The 19637-nt window shown below is 60.6% G+C and carries 21 protein-coding genes; 7 read left to right on the top strand and 14 right to left on the bottom strand.

What is annotated here, in order from left to right:
- Positions 1 to 60 precede the first annotated feature (60 nt).
- The 6 genes from QWI75_RS01300 to QWI75_RS01275 all read left to right on the top strand — a co-directional run bounded on the left by QWI75_RS01300 (position 61) and on the right by QWI75_RS01275 (position 6929).
- Positions 61 to 1011 (top strand): respiratory chain complex I subunit 1 family protein, encoded by a 951-nt coding sequence (locus QWI75_RS01300; protein ID WP_289266878.1) that lies wholly within the window; start codon positions 61 to 63, stop codon positions 1009 to 1011.
- A gap of 55 nt (positions 1012 to 1066) precedes the next feature.
- On the top strand, positions 1067 to 1681 hold the full coding sequence (locus QWI75_RS01295) for a hydrogenase (RefSeq protein ID WP_289266877.1): 615 nt from the start codon (positions 1067 to 1069) through the stop codon (positions 1679 to 1681).
- Between the two features lie 6 nt (positions 1682 to 1687).
- Complete coding sequence (locus tag QWI75_RS01290) at positions 1688 to 3169, top strand: hydrogenase 4 subunit F (protein WP_289266876.1); 1482 nt, start codon at positions 1688 to 1690, stop codon at positions 3167 to 3169.
- Positions 3169 to 4713: a hydrogenase 4 subunit F gene (locus tag QWI75_RS01285; protein ID WP_289266875.1), complete on the top strand. Its 1545-nt coding sequence runs from the start codon at positions 3169 to 3171 to the stop codon at positions 4711 to 4713. Before QWI75_RS01290 ends, QWI75_RS01285 begins: the two co-directional genes overlap by 1 nt.
- A gap of 1 nt (position 4714) precedes the next feature.
- Positions 4715 to 6310 (top strand): hydrogenase large subunit, encoded by a 1596-nt coding sequence (locus tag QWI75_RS01280; protein WP_289266874.1) that lies wholly within the window; start codon positions 4715 to 4717, stop codon positions 6308 to 6310.
- 91 nt (positions 6311 to 6401) lie between these two features.
- The gene (locus QWI75_RS01275; RefSeq protein ID WP_289266873.1) at positions 6402 to 6929 is read left to right on the top strand and encodes an NADH-quinone oxidoreductase subunit B family protein; all 528 of its coding nucleotides are present in this window, start codon (positions 6402 to 6404) and stop codon (positions 6927 to 6929) included.
- Here QWI75_RS01275 and QWI75_RS01270 read toward each other — a convergent pair.
- The 5 genes from QWI75_RS01270 to QWI75_RS01250 all read right to left on the bottom strand — a co-directional run bounded on the left by QWI75_RS01270 (position 6914) and on the right by QWI75_RS01250 (position 14095).
- Positions 6914 to 7468 (bottom strand): Na-translocating system protein MpsC family protein, encoded by a 555-nt coding sequence (locus QWI75_RS01270; RefSeq protein ID WP_289266872.1) that lies wholly within the window; start codon positions 7466 to 7468, stop codon positions 6914 to 6916. The two genes, QWI75_RS01275 and QWI75_RS01270, sit on opposite strands and share 16 nt — an antisense overlap.
- A 90-nt stretch (positions 7469 to 7558) precedes the next feature.
- A complete protein-coding gene (locus QWI75_RS01265; RefSeq protein WP_289266871.1) occupies positions 7559 to 7915 on the bottom strand; it encodes an isocitrate dehydrogenase in 357 nt (118 codons plus the stop codon).
- Positions 7916 to 7928: 13 nt separating this feature from the next.
- The gene (locus tag QWI75_RS01260) at positions 7929 to 8945 is read right to left on the bottom strand and encodes an isocitrate/isopropylmalate dehydrogenase family protein (protein ID WP_289266870.1); all 1017 of its coding nucleotides are present in this window, start codon (positions 8943 to 8945) and stop codon (positions 7929 to 7931) included.
- A 247-nt stretch (positions 8946 to 9192) separates the two neighbouring features.
- Positions 9193 to 10590, bottom strand: a complete 1398-nt coding sequence (locus tag QWI75_RS01255) for a bifunctional folylpolyglutamate synthase/dihydrofolate synthase (protein ID WP_289266869.1) — start codon at positions 10588 to 10590, stop codon at positions 9193 to 9195.
- 247 nt (positions 10591 to 10837) lie between these two features.
- Entirely contained in the window at positions 10838 to 14095 is a 3258-nt protein-coding gene (locus QWI75_RS01250) for a DUF2309 domain-containing protein (RefSeq protein ID WP_289266868.1), read from the bottom strand.
- Positions 14096 to 14431: 336 nt separating this feature from the next.
- Here QWI75_RS01250 and QWI75_RS01245 point away from each other — a divergent pair, with 336 nt between their 5' ends.
- On the top strand, positions 14432 to 14659 hold the full coding sequence (locus QWI75_RS01245) for a hypothetical protein (protein WP_289266867.1): 228 nt from the start codon (positions 14432 to 14434) through the stop codon (positions 14657 to 14659).
- A 164-nt stretch (positions 14660 to 14823) separates the two neighbouring features.
- Here QWI75_RS01245 and nuoI read toward each other — a convergent pair whose 3' ends face one another.
- From nuoI to QWI75_RS01200, 9 genes are all read right to left on the bottom strand, one after another.
- Positions 14824 to 15426 (bottom strand): NADH-quinone oxidoreductase subunit NuoI, encoded by a 603-nt coding sequence (nuoI, locus tag QWI75_RS01240; protein ID WP_289266866.1) that lies wholly within the window; start codon positions 15424 to 15426, stop codon positions 14824 to 14826.
- 4 nt (positions 15427 to 15430) lie between these two features.
- Complete coding sequence (locus QWI75_RS01235) at positions 15431 to 15754, bottom strand: rhodanese-like domain-containing protein (protein WP_289266865.1); 324 nt, start codon at positions 15752 to 15754, stop codon at positions 15431 to 15433.
- Positions 15755 to 15793: 39 nt separating this feature from the next.
- Positions 15794 to 16114: an iron-sulfur cluster insertion protein ErpA gene (gene erpA, locus QWI75_RS01230; protein WP_289266864.1), complete on the bottom strand. Its 321-nt coding sequence runs from the start codon at positions 16112 to 16114 to the stop codon at positions 15794 to 15796.
- A gap of 47 nt (positions 16115 to 16161) precedes the next feature.
- Positions 16162 to 16467 (bottom strand): Rieske (2Fe-2S) protein, encoded by a 306-nt coding sequence (locus QWI75_RS01225; RefSeq protein ID WP_289266863.1) that lies wholly within the window; start codon positions 16465 to 16467, stop codon positions 16162 to 16164.
- 33 nt (positions 16468 to 16500) lie between these two features.
- Positions 16501 to 16848, bottom strand: coding sequence for a 4Fe-4S dicluster domain-containing protein (locus QWI75_RS01220; RefSeq protein ID WP_289266862.1), 348 nt, complete (start codon positions 16846 to 16848; stop codon positions 16501 to 16503).
- Between the two features lie 18 nt (positions 16849 to 16866).
- Positions 16867 to 17211 carry a hypothetical protein gene (locus QWI75_RS01215; RefSeq protein WP_289266861.1) on the bottom strand — a complete coding sequence of 115 codons (345 nt, stop codon included), beginning with the start codon at positions 17209 to 17211 and terminating at the stop codon, positions 16867 to 16869.
- Positions 17212 to 17233: 22 nt separating this feature from the next.
- Entirely contained in the window at positions 17234 to 17695 is a 462-nt protein-coding gene (gene iscU, locus QWI75_RS01210; RefSeq protein WP_289266860.1) for a Fe-S cluster assembly scaffold IscU, read from the bottom strand.
- Positions 17696 to 17742: 47 nt separating this feature from the next.
- Positions 17743 to 17907, bottom strand: coding sequence for a hypothetical protein (locus QWI75_RS01205; RefSeq protein WP_289266859.1), 165 nt, complete (start codon positions 17905 to 17907; stop codon positions 17743 to 17745).
- 285 nt (positions 17908 to 18192) lie between these two features.
- Positions 18193 to 19584, bottom strand: a complete 1392-nt coding sequence (locus QWI75_RS01200; protein WP_289266858.1) for a sigma-54 interaction domain-containing protein — start codon at positions 19582 to 19584, stop codon at positions 18193 to 18195.
- Between the last annotated feature and the right edge of the window lie 53 nt (positions 19585 to 19637).

Raw genomic sequence — 19637 nt, 5'->3', positions numbered from 1 at the left:
GGATGGGCTGAGCGCATTTCGTCAGCCTTAGCACTCGGCCCCGACCAGACAGGACCACATATGCTGCAGGCCATACTCCTCACGGTGTCGCAGGCGATCGTCTTACTGGCCGTCTCACCATTCATCGTCGGGTTGATCCGGAAGGTAAAGGCGCGGCTTCAATTGCGCAAGGGCGCGAGCGTCTTCCAGCCATACTCTGACCTGGCCAAGCTGTTTCGCAAACAGCCGGTCGTCTCGACGACAACATCATGGATCTTCACGACCACGCCGTACCTCTTGTTTGCCTCAACCCTTCTCGCCGGCCTGCTCGTGCCGGTTTTTACGTCGAAGGTCCCTCCTAACTTCGCCGGCAACATCATTGCCCTGGTCTATCTGCTGGCGTTCGGAACGTTTTTTCTGATCCTGGCTGGGCTCGACGCCGGCTCGGCCTTCGGGGGCATGGGGAGCAGCCGGGAGGCGATCGTCGCCTCCCTCACCGAGCCGGCCATGATCATGTCCATCTTCGCCATCGCGCTGACCGCCGGATCGACCAATTTAAGCACCATCGTGCACAAGACCGCTCTGCTTGAGGGCATTGTGACTGATCCCTCGCCGCATTTGATGGCCCTTGCCGCCCTGTTCATCGTGGCCATCGCTGAAACCGGTCGCGTGCCGGTGGACAATCCGGCGACACATCTTGAACTGACCATGATCCACGAAGCGATGATCCTTGAATACTCCGGGCGCTATCTGGCGCTCGTGGAATGGGCCGCAGGCCTCAAGTTGCTGGTGTTTCTCACGTTGATCGCGAACATCTTTGCGCCCTGGGGGATCGCGACGAGCATGGAACCGCTGGCGCTGGGCGTCGGGCTGATGGCCTACCTGGCGAAAGTCTCGGGACTAGCCGCGCTGATCGGCGTGATCGAATGCATGTTCGCCAAGCTTCGGTTGTTCCGAGTCACCGACTTTCTAGGGGTCGCCTTCATTCTGGCCCTTCTCGGGATGATCTTCTTCTACGTGCTGCGAGGATAACTTGTCGTTGCTGCCCCCCCACATAGGATCTCAATTGGTAGACTTAGGATCGGCTATGCTGCTGCTGACCTGCTTTGCGATCGTGGCGCAGCGTCGTCTCTCGGCTTGTGTGGATTTGTTCGCCTTGCAGTCCGTCTTTCTGGCTCTGACGGCCGGCCTGGTCGCATACCTCACGGGCATCCATCATATCTATGTGGCGGCGGCGCTCACGGTCGTCATCAAGGCCGTCGTGATCCCGAGAATCCTCAAGCAGGTGATCGAGCGTCTGAACGTCACACGGGAGTTGGTGATGAATGTGAACGTACCGGCCGGACTTCTGATTTGCGGAGGACTGGTCATGCTCGCCTTCTATATTACCCAGCCGATCATTCCCCTCGGCTTCCTCTTGACACGGGATTCCCTAGCGATCGCGCTCGCCATCATGTTGATCGGCTTCTTCACGATGATCGCCCGCAAAAAGGCGGTGACGCAGGTGATTGGGTTTCTCGTGATGGAAAACGGCCTCTTCCTGGGGGCCACAGCCGCCGCCTATGGGATGCCGCTGATCGTGGAGCTGGGCGTGTTCTTTGACGTGTTGGTCGGCGCCCTCATCATTGGGATCTACACGCACCGCTTGCAGGACGCCTTCGACAGCGTGGACACGAGCAAGCTGACGATCCTAAAGGAGTAGTCGTTCATGGAATGGCCTCTGATCGTTCTGGTCGCCGTGCCTATTTTGGCCGGACTGGGCAGCCTACTCCTGAAAGAGCGCAGGGCCATCGAAGCCTTGCACTGCGTTCAAGCGGGGGCGATGCTGGCGAGCGCCCTGCTGGTGATAGAGCGAGTTGTTGCCGCAGACGGCCTGTCAGTCAGCGTCATATTACAAGCCGACGCGCTGAGCGCGTGGATGGATCTGATTTTAGGCGTGGTGGGCGGTACGGGCACCCTCTACGCGGTGGGGTACATGGGGGAAGAAATGACCCGGGGCCACCTCGCGGTGCAGCGCTACTCTCAGTTCTTCTGCCTCTTTGATCTCTACCTGGCTGCCATGTTGACCGCGGTCAATCAGGACAATATTGCCATTATGTGGATCGCGATCGAAGGATCAACGCTCTCTGCCGCCTTGTTGATCGGCTTTGAGCGGAGCAAAGCGGCACTCGAAGCCGGCTGGAAGTATGTGATTCTGAGTTCAGTCGGCATTGCGCTGGCCCTGTTCGGCACCGTCCTCATTTATTATTCATCCGAACAGGTATTGGGCGTCACGGGCGAGGCGTTGCGTTGGTCTCAGCTTTACCAAACAGCCGAACGGTTGAACCCAGCAGCCATCAAGATTGCCTTCGTCTTTGCCTTGATCGGTTATGGAACGAAGGCCGGCGTCGCACCGATGCATACTTGGTTGCCAGACGCGCATGCGGAGGCTCCGACGCCGGTGAGCGCAATGTTGTCCGCAAGTATGTTGACCGTGGCGGTCTATGCCATCCTGAGGTTCAAGGTCATCACGGATCGAACAGTGGGACCGGACTTTGCCGGCACTCTCGTGGTGGCATTGGGGTTGCTGTCGTTGACGGTCGCAGGAACTTTTCTTCTGGTCCAGCGGGACTTCAAACGGCTGTTCGCCTATTCCAGCATCGAACACATCGGGATCGCCTTGCTGGGGTTCGGCATCGGGGGCGCCGGGGTCTTTGCTGGCGCCTGGCATTTGCTGAACCACGCCCTGGCGAAATCCACCGCGTTTTACGGTGCCGGGTTAGTGCTCCTCGGATACCAGCATCGATTGCTTGATCGGGTCAGCGGTTTGCTGGTCCATATGCCGCTCGCAGGGACGGCCGTCCTCGTGGCCGGTCTAGCGTTGGCTGGAATGCCGCCCTTTGGCCTGTTCACCAGCGAGTTGTTGATCGCGGTAGGGGCCTATGCCGTGAAGCCGGAGGTTGCCGGCCTGTTCCTGCTTCTCTTGGCCCTGGCATTTGCGACCTTGCTGTATCAGGTGTTTCGCATGGCGTTAGGAGGACCGATTGAGCCAGGAAGCCCGCTCGGCAAGCACTGCCGTCTTTTTGCCAGCGCGGCGGTGGCTCTCAACGTGGGGGCATTGGGAATGATCGGACTCCATGTCCCTCCGAGACTGACTCTGTTGCTCGACGCGATCGTGAAACTGTTCAGTCCGACGACGGAGATGCCGTGATGGGAACAATCGTGGCGCCCGTGGCGATCATCCTCGGAACACCATTGATGGGCGCGGTCCTCAGTTTAACCACCAGGCAGACCCATGTGCTCCATGGGCTGAATCTGGCCACCATGGCAGCCCTGTTGATTTCAGAACTGGCCATCGTGCAACAGGTATTGACACAGGGCTCGTTCACGTCGCTCTGGGGGTTCGTCTATCTCGACGCCCTCTCGGCGTTCATTCTTCTTATCATCACCGCCATCGGGTTTCTCTGCTCACTGTACACCTGGACTTATCTCGATGATTATCTGAATCGGGGCACGATCACGCTACGGCGGGTGAGCCAGTTCTTTTTTCTGTTTCATTTGTTTCTCTTCGCCATGATCGCCGCGACCATGGCCAACAACCTCGGCATCCTCTGGGCTGCGATGGAAGGGACCACATTAGCGACCGCCTTTCTGATTTCGTTTTTTCGCAAACGCGAAGGATTCGAGGCCGGATGGAAATACCTGATTCTCTGCTCTGTGGGCATCGCGTTAGCTCTGTTTGGCACGGTCCTGACCTATTACTCATCCGTGCGCGTGCTGGGGGATGTCAGTGCAGCGCTGAACGTGACCACGCTGCTGGAAGTAGCACACCAATTGGATCCGCATGTGCTTAAACTGGCATTCATTTTCATGCTCGTCGGTTATGGGACTAAGGTTGGACTCGTGCCGATGCACAGTTGGTTGCCGGACGCTTACAGCGAAGCACCCGCGCCGGTGGTCGCGATGTTGGCCGGAGTGTTGGAGACGGTGGCGGTCTATGCCTTGCTCCGCAGCAAGGCCATTGCCGATCACGCGCTGCCCGAGCACTACACGGGCAATTTGCTGATCTTTCTCGGGCTGCTCTCGTTTGTGGTGGCTGCGCTCTTTATTCTGATCCAGCGCGACTACAAGCGCTTGTTCGCCTATTCCAGTATTGAGCACATGGGAATTGCGATGGCAGGGTTTGGGGTGGGAGGAGTAGCCGGCACATTCGGCGGCCTGTTTCATCTCCTGAACCATGCCCTGGCCAAATCGCTGGCCTTCTTCTCAGCGGGCAATGTGCACCGCCGGTTCGGTACCCGCGAAATTATGGAGGTGCGGGGGCTGGCGAAAGTCCAGCCGGTGACGGCGATAGCCATTGTGGTCGCGGGCCTGGCGCTGGTAGGGATGCCCCCGTTTTCCATGTTTCTCAGCGAAGTCATGATCGTGTCGGCATTGGCGACCCAAAGTTTTTCCTCCGACACTCTGCACCTTGGACGATTCCTCACGATCATCGTGGCGCACGACGTGCGCAGCCTTGCCATTGTCACACTGTTTCTCCTGTTCGCAGTGGCGCTGTTCGGAGGCTTCACCTATCGCCTAGCTTCGATGGTATGGAGAAACCCTCCGGACGGCGTGCAATCCGGCGAGCGATGGGACGTGGGGCATGTCCCACTGATCGTGACCGGTGCTGCGTTAGTGGGGTTTGGGTTGGCGCTTCCGGAACCGGTGCGCGGATTGATGGATCGGGCGGTCAATGTGCTTCTGGCGAGGTGATATGATGGCCGATGCGGCGACAGCAGCAGAGTTGCTCAGACAGGAATTTGCGGCTGCGGTTGTTGATACATCAGTGGTGCACGGCATACCATTTCTGCGGGTCACAACTGACCATATTCCACTCGTCGCGCATTATCTTCACACGAAGCCGGATTTGCGGGGCAGCCTGTCGCTCCTCTGGGCCGTGGACCATCGTCCACGGGAAACCCGTTATGAGTTCCTCTATCTCTTCACCCTCCAGGAACGCAAGGATTGGTTATTGCTCTGTACAGATCTGCTGGACAAGGAACGCCTGTTCCGATCGATCACACCTCATATCCATGCGGCTCAGTGGTACGAACGTGAGATCCGTGACATGTTCGGACTGATTCCCGTTGGCCATCCTGACCTCCGCCGTCTGGTCCGGCATGAACATTGGCCGAAGGGCGTCCATCCGCTCAAGAAAGATTTCCGCTGGGATACGGTCCTCGGCCGGCAACAGGGCGAATACCGGTTTCTCCAGATTGAAGGGGAGGGGGTCTTCCAGGTCCCGGTCGGACCGATTCACGCCGGGATCATCGAGCCGGGCCATTTCCGGTTTTCCGTGGCAGGCGAGCCGATCATGCAACTGGAGCTGCGCCATTTTTGGAAACATCGCGGGGTGGAAAAGCTCTTCGAACAACAGACCCTGTCAGCCGCGGTCCCGCTGGCCGAGCGGATCTCGGGCGACAGCACGGTGGGACACAGTCTGGCCTATTGCCAGGCCGTCGAGCAGATGGCGGGGATCACAGTACCGCCGCGAGCCCGGTACCTTCGCTCGCTCTTTCTCGAACTGGAACGGCTTCACAACCATCTCGGCGACGTCGGCGCGATCTGCAACGACACGGCCTATGCCCTCGCCCATGCGCACGGCGGCCGGATGAAGGAGCGGATCATGCAACTCAACGAGCGGATGACCGGCTCTCGGTTTCTTCGCGGGGTCATGACCGTCGGAGGGCTCGCTCGCGACATCACCGCCCGACAACTCGACGAGATCGCCGCCGAGGTGGCGCGGATCGAACAGGATTTTTCCGAACTGGAAGCGATCATCTTCGCAAATGCTTCTCTGACCGACCGGCTCGAAACCACCGGCGTGCTGCCCGAACGTATTGCCTGGGACCACGCGGTGGTGGGTGTCGTCGGACGGGCGTCTGGGCTCGACCAAGACGTCCGGCGGGACCGTCCCTTTGCCGCCTACGACGAGTTGCCCGTGAACGTGGCGCGATACCGATACGGCGACGTGCGCGCCAGGCTGAGAGTACGCATGGACGAAATCCATGAGTCCATCCGGCTCATCGGAGAGATCCGCGCTCATCTGCCTCAGGGTCCAATCGTCGCCGAGGCCGGGCGTATGCCGGAACCAGGTCTATGGGCGATCTCCGCGGTGGAGGGGTGGCGGGGAGAGATTCTCTATTTTGTAATGGCCGGCGAGCAGGGCCGGATCCACCGGTGCAAGGTGCGGGACCCGTCCTTCGTCAATTGGCCCGCGATCCAGTGGGCGGTGCTGGGGAATATCATCCCGGACTTTCCCCTGATCAATAAGAGTTTCAACCTGTCCTATTCAGGAACGGACCTGTAGCCGTGAAACGGCAGACGTAAGACGAAGGAGACGAAGCGAGCCCTCGCATCTCACTTCTCACTCCTTACTCCTCACTTCCCACGGAGGCATCATGTTCCGCATCCTCAAGAAGAGTCTCAAGACCGGGGTCGTGACCGGCGAACATCCTCCTGCCGAAGCTTCCCCCAAACCAGCGAGCCCGGAAACGAAAGCCAAGGCGGCCCCGTTTCGCCGGTCGCTTGCAATTCGCGAGGTGGACACCGGCTCCTGCAACGCCTGTGAGATGGAGATGAACGCGCTGATGAATCCGGTTTACGACGCAGAGCGATTCGGCATCCATATTGTGGCCTCGCCGCGCCATGCCGACGCGCTGGTCGTCACAGGGCCCGTGACCGTGAACATGGCGAAACCGCTCAAGGATGTGTACACACAGACTCCCGATCCCAAGATCGTGATTGCGCTGGGCGACTGTGCCATCAATTGCGGGATTTTCGCCGGAAGTTACGCCGTGACCGGCCCGGTGGATCGTCATATCCCCGTCGATGTCCGGATCGCCGGCTGTCCGCCAAAGCCGGCCGAGATCCTGGCAAGCCTGACGAGGCTGAGAGAAAAGGGCGGGCCTGGTCAGCCGGATGGCTGACTGAGGCCTGAGGCGGGGTTCGCGGCTGGCTCTCCGAGCGTGATCGTGATCTCGCTTCGGCCGGTGGCGGCGTCGAGCGAAGCGACGGTTTCCTTGACGCTTGCCTTGACGACGCGTTCGAGCCGCCTTCGCAACTCATCCTGACAGGCCTTGAAGACCTCGTCGTGAACCTGTTGCAGGAGAACCCTCCCGTCCTGCGATTGCGCCAGCCGCTGCTCGGCCGGCGCCAGCCTGGCCCTGGTCACCGTTACCGTGATCACGTCCTCAGACAACTGGACATGGACATGGGAGCAAGCGGCCTGCATCCACTCCGTGTAAAAATCCAGAATGGCCAACATGACCGCATATTCGATATCGGCCTTGTTGCGAGTCGGGCGCGACTCAGGCCGCTCATGGGCGTGGGCGGGATGTCGATGGGCCTTGCGATGCTTGTCCTGCACTGCGGTCAGGAAACGATCCACGATGAACTCGTCCAACGACACCGCTCCGGGCTCCCCTGTTCCATCTCGTGTCGGGCCAGGCCCATCATTGGGATTCATGCACTTCCCTCCTTCCGTGATCGCACCGACCGCACTTCATCGGAATCGCTCGACAGCCGGTCGCAGGAACGGCCCTGCTCATGCTCGGCTTCAATAGGCTTTGCTGAACCCGGCCTCACCATCGTAATTCCACAGCTTCTGGGCGGCGGACCACCACCACCCCTTCCGGGTCAGCGTATCCAGAAACTCGTTGACCTCGCGGTCCTGCACCTCTCGTGTCGCCATGAACCGACAGCGATACCAGTTCACCATCAACAGATCGGGGCTGACGAATCCCGGCCACACTTTCGTGCCGCGGTTCGAGATGAATTCGCACTTGAAAGGACCGAACTCCCCGTCGGTGAATTTCGGAATGCCCTGATCGGTGATGATGTAAAGGTCCACCCCGACCAGGTCGATCCTCTTCTTTTTCTTCGTTGCAATCGCTTCTTGGGTAAACGTCGGCATTGGGTCCTCTCCCTTATTTCCGTCCGGCATTCATCTTGTCGATGATCGCCTGGGCATATTCGTCAGTCTTGGCGGTTCCGCCCACGTCGTAGGTCACCGTCTTCCCCTCGTCCAGCACTTGATACATCGCCTTCTCGATCCGATCGGCCGCCGCCTTTTCGTTGAGCCAACGGAGCATCATGACGCCGGAGATCAACACCGCGGAGGGATTGACCTTCTTCATGCCGGCGTATTTCGGCGCCGAACCGTGCACGGCCTCGAAGATGGCGCAATTGTCGCCAACATTCGCGCCCGGCGCGAACCCGAGGCCGCCCATTAGGCCGGCGCAGAGGTCCGTCAAGATGTCGCCGTACAGGTTCGGCAGGACCAGACAGTCGAACTGGCCGGGATTGCGCACGAGCTGCATCGAGCAGTTGTCCACGATAATGTCGCCGGTGTCGATGTCCGGATACTTCTTGGCTGCCGCACGGAAGGCTTCGAGGAACAGGCCGTCCGTCATCTTCATGATATTGGCTTTGTGCACGCAATAGACCTTTTTACGGCCGTTGTCCCTCGCCCACTTCAACGCGAAATCGGCGATGCGGTAGGAGCCGGGCCAGGTGATGACTTTCAGACACTGCGCGACTTCGTCCGACACCATGTGTTCGATGGCGGCGTAGGAGTCCTCGGTGTTCTCCCGGAAGTTGATGATGTCCAGCTTCTCCCAAGGCCGCTTCAGCGCGGGGATCAACCGCACCGGCCGCACGTTCGCATACAGATCGAAAACCTTGCGCAACGTGACGTTCGCGCTCTTGTGTCCCGTGCCGATCGGCGTCGTCGTGGGGCCTTTGAGGGCCACCTTGTTTTTGGCGATGCTTTGAATGGTTTTGTCCGGCAACAACGTGCCGTGCTTTTCGAGACAGTCGAGACCGATATCTTCATATTCCCACTTGATGTCGACGCCGCTCGCGTCGATCACCATCCGCACCGCCTCGCAAATCTCCGGTCCGGTGCCTTCTCCGGGGATCATCGTCACAACGTGCTTGGCCATTCTGAACCTCCCATATGCAGCAAGGGCGATCGGACCATCCGTTTCCCTTCACTCAACCGAGTGGATCTGCAAATCGGATTCCAGAAAAGCGACAGGCACAGAGTTCAATGAGACGAGGTAACTGCCTGAAAAACCAGGCTCTGCGAAACGAATCGGGAGGTGACCTTTCCCTTCTCCGAGACGTCCCGTGCGAGGATACACGACCGTCACGTAGTGCCGTGCGCCCATGCTCGCGCAGGGCGACCGATTACCGCAGGCTCAGTTTCGCTGTACCGCGCGGAGATTGTTCGGCGAGCGTCCGACCAAGACCGGCGATTTGGACGGAGCCGGTCACCACGACGACGCCGAAGGAACCCGCCGCCTCAACCGCCCGATCGAACGCCGCGGCCGGATCCTCGACAATCTCCGCCGCGGCGTGAGTGTTCGCGCGCCATAACGAGGCGAGCACCTCCGGCTCGACGGAGCCCTCGTACGGCCAGCGGGTAAATACGGCCCGTTCGGCGCCCGCTCCGGCCAGCAACTTGATCATTTTTGCATACTCCTTCTTGGAGCCGAGCGAGAGCACGAAGACCATCCGGCGGCCTTCGAAGGCGTGGCGGAGGACGGAGGTCAGCGCGGCCGCGGCCGGCGTATTCTGCGCGCCGTTGACCAACACGGCGGGCGCGCTGTGGAACACCTCACAGCAGGCCCCGAGGTCCATGTCTTTGAAGAGAGTGCCGAGTTCTGAATCCGTGATGTCGCGAACCAATCCGCGCCGGTGCAACACCTGGTAGACAGCCAGGGCCAAGGCGGCGTTGGTCGCCATGAAATCGGCCGGGGAATTGAGTGCGATCCGATCCCAGACCTTCTGGCCGACCCGCAGGGAGCAGGTGCCGCCGAAGCCGTTGCGAGCAAAGCCGGTGGCCTCATAATGTTGACCGATCAGCAACACCGGAGCCTGCAGTTCGACCGCGCGCGAGCCGATGATCCTCCGCGGGCCGTCCGCCATGGGTCCGCAGACGACGGGAGTCATCGGCTTGATCACGCCGGCCTTCTCCCCGGCGATCTGCTCCAGCGTCTCGCCGAGCAGGTCCATATGATCATAGTCCACGTTCGTAACGACGGAGACCTCCGGTGCAATGACGTTGGTGGCATCCTGCCCCCCGCCGATCCCCACCTCAACCACGGCATACTCCACCTGAGCCGCATGAAATGCGAAAAATGCGGCGGCCGTCAGAAACTCGAACGATCCGAGTTGCACCCCTTTCCAATCCATATACGCTTTGACATGGTTGCAGGCGTCCACCAGTTCCTCCTCGCTGATCGGGCAACCGTTGACGGCCATGCGCTCGCGAAAGTGCGTCACGTGAGGACTCGTGTAGACTCCCACTCTCATGCCGGTGGCTTGAAGGAGGGCCGCGATCATGCGGCAGACGGTGGTTTTTCCGTTGGTTCCGGTCACGTGAATCGTGCGGTACCGCAGGTCCGGACGGCCAAGCTCGTGCAGGCATCGCGCGAGAGTCCCCAGGCTGACCGTGCCGTCGGACGGCTGGCCCTTCAGGATGCGGGCCGTCTCGATTTCGCGGAGAAAGTCCGTGACCTGCTGGTAGGACGAAAAGGGAATCGCCCAGTAAGGCCGCTGCTTCCGGGGTTCCAAGGTGAGCATCGCTTCCTCCCGCGCTGCGTCGGAGCCGAACCTCTAGCGCGCATTATTCATGAACGCTTCTACTGCAACCGCGCATTCGCTGCTGCGACCGGCCTGCACGCGGTCTTTGCAGCGTGCAGGCGGGCGGGCTCGTTGCTCAGACCCTCGACGTACTGTTTCAAGTGCGCCTCGGGTCCTCCCGGCTCCGCGCGCCCGTCTCGCAACGCGACTCCACGGTTTCGTGACGAACCGTCATGAATAATGCGCGCTAGGTCCAAACGCCGACCGGCTCCAACGACCGATCGGCTTCCTCGCGCATCAGCGTCCAGTTGGCGCCTGCGGCAAGCCGATAAAACCGCCTCTCCGCGGGATCGAGGGCAATCAGTGTGATCCATCGGTTCCGAACCAACCGCTCCACAAGCGGCTGCCGCTCGATGATGGCCGTGATCCGCTCGCGTGGCGCCTCGATGATCGCGGTCAGACGCAGCGGATCATGATACGGGCGCCGCCCGGCCATCAGGCTCTGTACCGGAAGCCCCATGCGCAGGTCGCTGTGGTTACCAGCCATGACGCCGATACGGCCAGTCACATTGTGATAGACCTTGCTGCCGCTGCCGTAAATTTCGGGGGCGACCGTCGAAAAGTAATACTCCATGTTGATCCATTGGGCGACGATGAGCGGGGCCGTCATGATGAATTCAAGCAGCTTGCCGTCCTCGTCCGAACCGTGCTCGTAAGAATGCAGGAAGGAGCGCCCCTCCAGGTCGGTTCCTCGGGTCAGCTCGCGCCTCGCGACGATGAAGAGGCTGTTACGGGCCAGCCCCCACTCCGGACGCACTTGTGACCAATCAACGCTCCGTTGGCGGACCGCTCTCGCGGCCTTTGCGGCGGATTCCGCCGGCACTGAGACCGTCAGGCTCGTGTGCCGCTCTGCCGTCGCATCGTCTCCCGCCGCCGCGACATCCTCCAGCACCTGCGCCAATTCCTTCCGGTGGGTGGACGGCACGTCTTCCAGATCGGCCACGCTTACCTCGTCGGTCGTGGTGTCGTGAAGGGCGGCGATGAAATGCGTGTCCGACGGAATCGCAATTCCGCGTTGGGCCAACAGCTCGCGCACCTTGGGCCGGTTGGCGATCGTGGCAAACGCACGAGCGTTGGGAAGACCTTGACTCCCGCCGCAAGCGCCGCAGTCGAGCGCCGACTCGTAGGGATTGTTCTGCGAGCTACTGCCATGGGCGCACATAAACACGAGCCGCCCGAAGTTGGATGTGAGGCCCATGAGACGAAGCGCCGTCTCGACATAGTAAGCCTGTTCCTTTTCCGTGAATCCGGTGCGCGTCAGGTGATTCACGCGGGCCGATGTATCGCGAGCGGTCAGCCGGCACTCTCGTCGCAAATCCTCGAGGGAGGCGAGGTTCCCGGTCTCGACGATGCCTTGAAGCGCCTTCGCCTCACCCTCCAGGCCTTCGTCCATCCTCAGGACCTGCTGTCTGATTCCCTCCAAAGCTCCGGGCGAGAGGGCGCTGCTTTGAGCCGGATACCGGACGCGCAGCCAGCGCATGATGCGCATCCGCTGCTCCGCGGCGATCATTTCATAGGCCTCGTCGGTCGTGAGCTTATCGACGGTCATGGTCGTTGACACGGGCGGCATGATCGCTCGCTTCGCCCGAACCGTCATCCGGTGATACCAACGCGGGAAGAGCGTCCGGCCGAGCAACGGCCAGGCGAAGAACCATCCGATCGCCTCGACCATCACGTAGGGGGTGATCACATTGTGCTTCAGATCATGCAGCAGCCCCTGGCCCAATTTCGCGAGCGCTGCCATTGATCGCCGCCGCTCTGCGGCTCCGCCTTGATAGGTTCTCGGCACCTCTCTGACCACGTGCTTGGGTTTGATCAACACCGGGCAGAGTTCCGCATCGGGCGATTCATCCAGTGAGCGGTAGATCACGGGGACCCCGAAGAATCCGGCGAATCCGAACGTCTCATACCCGCCGCGCTGCTCCAGGTGCCGGCGGAACACTTCGGATCGGACATCAATGCAGAAGACGAACTGCGCCAGCGGCCTCGCGCGCACCGGCTGGCCCGCCGAGCCGTCGGTCCGCCCCGCCGGCGAAGACGTCAGTTTGCGCAGGCTCTCGTACTGATGCCCCCGCTCACAGGCTTCAAGCCACTTGAGCGCCTGCAGGCGGGGCGACAACGAACGGAGCCATCCCAGGAGCATGGAGAGCTCGCTCTGCGCGGTCTCCGTGATCAGCGCCGGGTCCATACCGAGGACGGCGGCCAACCGGATCAGCGCGCGGGCCTCTTCCAATCTCCGCTCCGCTTCCCGCATCAACTGCAACTTGCCATACCAGCGCCGCCCGAACTGTTCCCATGCGCCGGCACCCGATCGCTGACCCCACCACCGGAGCCGCGCCGCCTCAGAAGCCGCCCCCTTCGGCAGCCGCCCGGCCACCAGCGCCCGTCTCGCCCATAGCGCGTGCGGATAGCGCTCGGCATAAGCGTGAACAGTTTGCACATCGCCCCCGCAACCCAAGGCCTTGCGACACGACGCCGCCGCGAACTCCCGTTCGTAGAACAGCCGGACAGCCAGGTACTGGATGAGGTCAATGCGATAGGCTTCCTGCCAAGGATAGGCGGTCTGCTCCGACCGCCACTTGATGAAGCCGGCCCACCCCGGCAAAGCTGCAATGTGCAACGACAAGTACTCCTGCCAGGCAGCGGGCTTGACGTTCAGCATCTCCAGGGATTGAAGCAGGGCGTCTTCCGGGCGATCAGGCAACGCTCGAATCTTCTCTGCGCTCGCCTGGATCCCCTGCCAGGCCAATCCCAGGTCGTAGGGAGCCGCTGCCTTCCAGGCCCGGAAGAATGTCCGCTCGCGATGCGGCATCGGCCAGGCCGCCTCGCCTTCGTCGCAGAAGGCGGCGCACCATTTGATCATGTGCCGATTGATCCGATCGTTCACCTCGGTCCCGAGCGTCCGATCGCACCACATCGCCATCGTTTCATCGTGGGGCGGTCCGGGGATCGTCCCCTCAATGCGTGCTTCACTCTCGTCCAAGTCGCCTTGGGAGGCCAGGACGGTCAGCCAACGCGCGACGCGCTCCAGTTGCTCGCGATCTTCCTGTCGGTCCTTCGTTTCAGACTGTGAAACGCCATCCAGCCTGATCTGAATCCCTTGTGCCATCGCGGCCGTGAGGACGTCCAAGTGGTGGATCCGCCGATCCCCGAAGTGAAGGTGCTGATCCGAGCTGAGGGGCTGCAAAACCTCCTCCAGATGTCGCGAGTGGATGCGCCCGTTCCGGAAGGCTTCGCGATAGAGGTCTGAGGACAGATATCCCGACCCGCCGAAAAGCCGTTCACCACGGTCGACCGCCTCGTCGAAGTCCAGGTGCTCCAGCCCCTGCAACGGATTGCGGGAAATGAAAGTCCGCATTGGCCAGAGACGTGCCACGACTTCGCCGGCCAAGTTGACGGTGGAACGCAGCTCCATGCGTTGAGAGTCGGTGTATTGAAGAGCCATCCTGCTTCTCCTAGTGCTGTCGCGATGAGACATGAGCAAGAAGAAGGCCGGGGGCCCGAATTCACTCATTGAACGGCAAAACTTCTAGAACTGCGAGAATACGGGCTCTCGATCTGCAACACTGGAGTGGGAGCCGTCGCCAAGCCGGTGCAGCGATACACGGTCCGTGCGGAGGTGCACGAGGCGAGCGTTATGTCAGGGGATCCAAAAACTGAATGGAGCGGTCGTTTTGGAGCAAACTGCCTGTCCGGTGCGAACTGGAAGACGATGACCGCCGGCCGATAAAACCTTCCCGCCCACGCGCCATGTCTCTGGCGCGCGCGTCCAGGAAGCCGTGTGTGGGCGGCCGCCGTCTCCGTGATTGCCGCCGGCGCGATGTCCGGTTATCTCTCAGCGATGCCGGTGCGTATGCTCGCCGTGCTCGCCGCGATGGGTGTGCTCGTGCGCTTCGTTCCCGAGGTCGTGGTGATGGAGGTGGGCATGACGATGGCCATGTTCATGGCTGTGCGGCCGCGAATGGCCGTGCGAGTGTTTGTGTGTGTGGGTGTGCGTATGGGAGTGTGAGCCTTTCATGATCCCTCCGGGGTTGGCGTTGATCTTGACCGTCTCGAAGGAAGCGGCCTCATTGTAATGGATTGATTAGGATGGTGCAATTCACGTGAAGCTGGAAAGACCAGAGGCCGGCGGAGCGCCATGGGTGCGATTTGGTCAAGGATCTCTCGGTCCGTTCAGCCGGTACCGCTCGTGCGGAGAGGTGCGGCATCCCTCGGCGGACTGTCGGGAAACGCGACGTTGAAGAAGGCGACGTTGGGATGTTGGAGCTCCAACCGTTTCTCTCGGATGGGAAAATTGCGGTCGCCGATGGCCAGAAGCTGCTCCTTGTTCAGAAAGAGGTGCCGCTTGTCGTAGACGGACCATTCATATTCCCGCGTCATGGCCAGCGCGTCGACCGGACAGGCCTGGACGCACATCCCGCAGAAGAGGCAGCGGGTCATGTCCATGTAATATTCCTTGGCGTACCGCTTGATCGGTTCGCCGGGGACTTCGGCGCTGACGACGGTGATGACGCGGCTGGGACACGCGGCTTCGCAGAGGTCGCAGCCCACGCATTTCTCCGTGCCGTCGTCATAGCGCAGCAGTGCGAGCATGCCGCGGTAATTGTCCGGCAGGAGGCGCTTCTCGTGGGGATATTGAATCGTGACCGGGCGGTAGCGCAGAAGATGCGTCAGGGTGGCTTTCATCCCGAGCGCGATTTCGTAGAACGTGAGCGTCTTCAACCACTCGACGAGCCTCGACGTCCAACTGGATCGCCGATGAGAGACCGCGCCCATGGTTTCAGCGGTACCGGGGCACGGCGGGATCGATCTGCACCGACCAGGCGTCGATCCCGCCGACGAGGTTTTTCACCCTTGCAAATCCCTGCTGAAAGAGGAAGCCGGCGGCATCGGCGCTTCGCATCCCATGATGGCAATACACGACGATCTCCGCGTTCCGGTCCAGCTTGGCGAGCGATTGCGGCAGCGTTCCCAGCGGAATGAGCTGCGAGCCCGCGATTTTTGCGAGGTTGTATTCCCAGGGCTCCCGCACATCGAGAAGAACCAACTTGTCTCCCTTGTCGAGTCGATCGTTCAGTTCGCGCGGCGTGATGATGGGAATCATCAAGAGCTCCTGTAGATTGGCGGTGGCGATTCGATCCGTTCAGGCACTGAACGAGCTGCCGCAGCCGCAGGTTGTCTTGGCTTGCGGGTTCTTGATCGAGAATCCCGAGCCCTGCACGCTGTCCAAGTATTCGACCTCGGCTCCTTGAAGGAGGGGAGCGCTCTGGGAATCCATGATGATCGTGAGGTCGCCCTGTTCGATGACCGTGTCGTCATCGGCGACGGTGGATTCGAGGGCCATGCCGTATTGGTAGCCGTGACAGCCTCCCCCGCGTACGTAGATTCGCAGGCCGACGGCTGCATGCTCTTGCTGCACGAACTCACGGATTTTCTGTTCCGCGTGAGGCGTGATGGTGATCATGAACGGCTCCTTCGCTTAAGAGTGAGGTGTTCCCGAAATGGCCGACCCTATAACCGGACCTTGACATCCTCGCCATCGACCTGCACGTCGTATGTCTTGACGGAGGCAGAAGGCGTCGTGAGCGAGATGCCCGTCCGGACGTTATATTCCCAACTGTGCCAGGGACAGGTCACGACTTCTCCCTCCAACTCGCCTTCTCCGAGCGGACCGCCGCGATGGGCGCAGGTATTGTCCGTTGCGAAGAACGAACCATCGACGTTGAAAATCGCGATGGAGCGATCTCCGACCTCGAAGACGCGGCCGCTGCCCATCGGAACATCGCTCACGCCCGCGACCCTGACAAACTCAGCCATCGATAACCCTCTCGACGAAGCGAGCCGGGCCCGTTAGCCGCGCACGCCGCTCCAGACCTTGTCGGGATGAATCTCTTTGTCCGGATTGAGACGTTGCGCCCGTTCCAACAACACCTCTTTCGATTCCGGATAGGCCGGATCCGAGATGCAGCAATTGTCGACGGGGCAGACCGCGGCGCACTGCGGCTCGTCGAAATGGCCGACGCACTCCGTACAGCGCTCGTGAGTGATGACATAAATGCTGTCCCCGATACCCTGACCGTCCCCGACGTGATACCCCTTCGCCTCGGCGTCGCTGCGCGTTTCAAAAATCGCTTCGTTGGGACATTCCGGCAAACAGGCTCCGCAGGAAATGCACTCATCGGTGATCAATAACGCCATAGAGATCTTCTCCTCTTGTCACACGTCCACATCTTCCAACTCGGCTGCGATGCGACTATCCAGGTCAAGGTCCGCCAGCACGTTCGCGCCCAGCGGCAGGGCCGTTCCGTCCGGATCGTTCCAGAGGTCTCTGGACCGGCCCGCCCCTTTTCTCGTGCGTACCGAGACGATCTGATGGAGCTGAGGCCGTGCCCGATCTACCATCGGTGAAGGCGGGGACCTCCTGTGCTTGAGAATCACCGGATCGAGGACCTCTCCGCAGATCAGGCAGCGCCAGGCGGCAAAGGTGCACAGGCCGGCCTCGTCCTGCAGATCGAAATAATCGTCGTGTATCATCAAGCCGGTGCATCGAGGACAGTTCATACGGTCTCCCTCCGCCGCGGCGTCATGGGGTCGAATGTGCTATGTGGTTTTGCCCCCCCTCCGGGGAATCGGGCTGCGTCCCTGCTCCGCGACCGGATTGCCTGCCGGCGCCGGTCTTGTGTTGAAAGTCGGACAACGCCGCCTTGATCGCGTCTTCGGCGAGGACTGAACAATGGATCTTGACCGGGGGGAGGTTCAGTTCCTGGACGATGTCCGTATTCTTGATCGCGGCCGCTTGCTCGATGGTCTTGCCCTTCAGCCATTCGGTGGCCAAGCTGGAACTCGCGATCGCCGATCCGCAGCCGAACGTTTTGAACTTCGCATCGACGATCGTGTCGTTCTGCACCTTGATTTGCAGTTTCATCACATCGCCGCATTCAGGGGCGCCCACGATTCCGGTGCCGACGTCCGGAGCCTCTTTCGGCAAGCTGCCCATGTTTCGTGGGTGGGTGAAGTGATCGACAACTTTCTCGCTATAGGCCATGTTCCATTCCTCCTCGTGCAGGGCTGAACAGAAACGAGCACTGTCCGCTAATGCCACAAGCTGCGCCCTTCGGCCCGCGCGAAGGCCTCCATCAGTTCAAGCCCCAGGCGCACGAGAGCTTGCTCATCGGTGAGCGCGACCAGTTGGTCCAGCGTCATTCGTTCATCGCTCCGGTCTCCCTCGTTCGAGCGAGCCACGGTCGGTTCCAACACAATCGTCCTTCCTCTTGCGCACAGGCGGCGCGGCAGGGCCGTTCTTCGGAGACAAGGCCTGCGCATTGGTTTCGTAGCGCCAGTATTGACGGTCCTGTTCTCGCGCCGAATTAGAGCAGGAGATGTGCCAGAATATCGCGGGGAGGTCGAAGCAGAACCGGTTAAATTGCCTGGAGATTTTTTTGGAGGTTGTGGAGAAGAAAACTGGAAGAATGTCAGAATGAAACTATACCACGGAAAGACATAATTTCAATGTCTTATGAGCGTCATTTTGACCATGCTGATTCATTTTGATTGGCCCGTACGACTCATCTTATAGAGTTTGATACGGCGAAGAAGCGTCGATCGGCTGATGCCTAGCCGGCGGCAAGCCGTCCGATAATCCCAATCGGTCTGTTCCAGCGTCCGGGAGATGGCTTCCCGCTCCAAATCCGCAAGAGCGACTCCTGCGTCCCCCGCAGACGTGCCGACCCTCTCATCGCCGCTTCTCTTCTCCGCCGTCAGGTATTCAGGCAAGTGATCCAGGCGGAGACTATGGTCCGGGCAGCGAATGAACGCGTGCTCCAGGATATTTTCCAGCTCCCGCACGTTTCCGGGATAGTGGTGGGCCTCCAGCACGCGGAGAGCAGGGCCATCGACATCCCGCACATTTTTCCCCATCACGCGATTCAATCGTGCCATGCAATGTTCGATGAGGGGCAGGATATCTTCTTTCCGATCTCGAAGCGGCGGCACCCGAATCGGGAATACTTGAAGTCGGTAATAGAGGTCGTCCCGAAACCGCCCTTCCTGCGTTTGGGCCGTCAGATCCTTGTTGGTGGCGGCCACGACCCGCACATCCACCTTGACGGTCTTGTTCCCTCCGACCCGCTCGAATTCTTCTTCTTGAAGCACCCTCAGCAGCTTGGCTTGCGCCATGGGGCTGATCTCCGCAATTTCATCAAGGAACAAGGTGCCCTTGTGCGCGATCTCGAATCTCCCCGGACGGTCGGCGATCGCCCCGGTGAAGGCGCCCTTGACATGACCGAACAATTCGCTTTCGAGCAGCCCCTCGGCCAAGGCGGCGCAATTGACGGCGACGAACGGATGGTCCCGCCTGGGGCTCAGCCGGTGAATCTCTCTCGCAATCAATTCTTTTCCCGTGCCGCTCTCGCCCTGGATGAGGACCGTGGCTTTCGAGTTGGCCACCTGGGGCAGCACGTCGAGAATCCGCTGCAACGCCTTGCTGCGCCCGATCAGCGGGCCGCGGGCTCCCGGATGTGCCTGCCGTTCCAGCTTGGCTTTCAGCTCGTTGATCTGGCTCAAGTCGCGGTAGGTTTCGACAATGCCGATCAAGTGGCCTGTTTCGTCCCACAACAGGTCCGTGTTCAGACTCACCGGGATCTTCCGTCCCTCTTTGTTCTGGATCACGGTCTCGTAGTTCCGGACTTTCTCACGGTTGCGGATCGCGCGCTCCAGGATGCAATCCTGCGTGGAGCAGATGCTGCCCTGCACGAAGAAATGGCAGCTCAGCGGTTGTCCGAGCAGCTCGTCCTGCTCATAGCCCAGCAGCTCCCGCATCGCCCGGTTCATGTAGCGGATGCGCATATCCAGGTCGATCGTGACCACGCCGTCCCCGATGCATTCCAGGACGATCGCCTCGTCGCACCGCCGATCGGTGATGATTTTCAAATCCATCGGGCCGTCTCCGGCCCCCATTATACGAGGAGCGATAGGCCGGTCTGCAACGT

Source organism: Nitrospira tepida, from assembly GCF_947241125.1.
Classification (GTDB): Bacteria; Nitrospirota; Nitrospiria; order Nitrospirales; family Nitrospiraceae; genus Nitrospira_G; species Nitrospira_G tepida.
The sequence above is the reverse complement of the archived record's forward strand: the minus strand, read 5'-3'. Positions and strand labels throughout refer to the sequence as shown.